This window comes from Oribacterium sp. KHPX15, assembly GCF_900107835.1.
Lineage (GTDB): Bacteria > Bacillota > Clostridia > Lachnospirales > Lachnospiraceae > Oribacterium.
The window spans coordinates 1-1,027 of the sequence record NZ_FNRG01000088.1 but is presented as its reverse complement, the minus strand read 5'-3'; the positions used below and the strand labels follow the sequence as shown (position 1 = coordinate 1,027).

Sequence of the window (1,027 nt, the reverse complement as noted above, 5' to 3'; positions counted from 1 at the left end):
TTCACTGCCCAGCCAAATAGCCTATCTCGTAACCATATTTTCTATTCAATAATCTTCAAAAAAGTCAGTAAAATAGCGGGTTTTCGCTATTTTTTATTGTAGGTCGTGACCACGTGCCGCGCGCTGCTTCAAGTTTTGCCGGCAGCAAAACGATCAAGCGCGTGGCACACAAAACCACCCGCTAAGCGGGTGGGTGTTCAAGTTATACAAAATCACCGTATCCTCACTATAATAGTAGTGCTCAAGCCACTATGTAGAAAGGATACGGTGATATAAATGGCGAATAAAGAATACTCGCTCGCCCATACGAAATGGATGTGTAAATATCATATCGTATTTACACCAAAGTATAGACGAAAAATAATTTACAATCAATATAAGGAAGATTTGCGCGATATAATAAAGCACCTATGTAATTACAAAGGTGTAGAGATAATAGAGGGGCATCTGATGCCAGATCATATACATATGTTGGTGTCAATACCACCAAAATATAGTGTTTCATCATTCATGGGGTATCTGAAAGGTAAATCTGCATTGATGATGTTTGATAAACACGCAAATCTGAAATATAAATTTGGAAACAGACACTTTTGGTCAGAAGGTTACTATGTGTCAACAGTAGGACTTAACGAAGCAACAATCAAAAAATATATCCAAGATCAAGAGAAACACGATATAGCAATGGATAAGCTAAGTGTTAAGGAATACGAAGACCCCTTTAAAGGGTAGCTGGTAGTACAAACACCGCTTTAGCGGTAGCGACGAGTCAAACGCATAGTGGCTTGAGCAAAGTGAAAGCCAGCGCCTTGAGACGCCGGCTGAGTAATCAGAGGCTTATAGCCTCAGAGCAAACCACCCGTTTGACGGGTGGTTGTGATTGCACTTTATATGGTTATGTGATGCAATAAACGCATAACCATATAGGGGGGTTAAATGGCTATCATTAAACAGTTCGACAAAAGAACAGGCATCACTTATGTTTATGACTCCAAATCCTACTACGATAAGGAGAAGAAATGTTCCC

At 39.9% G+C, this 1,027-nt stretch carries 1 protein-coding gene; it reads left to right on the top strand.

What is annotated here, in order from left to right:
• Positions 1 to 276: 276 nt before the first annotated feature.
• Positions 277 to 732 (top strand): IS200/IS605 family transposase, encoded by a 456-nt coding sequence (tnpA, locus tag BLV86_RS17495; protein WP_029200955.1) that lies wholly within the window; start codon positions 277 to 279, stop codon positions 730 to 732.
• Positions 733 to 1,027: the final 295 nt, after the last annotated feature.

Coding starts and splice junctions, on each gene's coding strand:
- tnpA (WP_029200955.1), top strand. CDS start 277: ATGGCGAATAAAGAATACTCGCTCGCCCATACGAAATGGATGTGTAAA.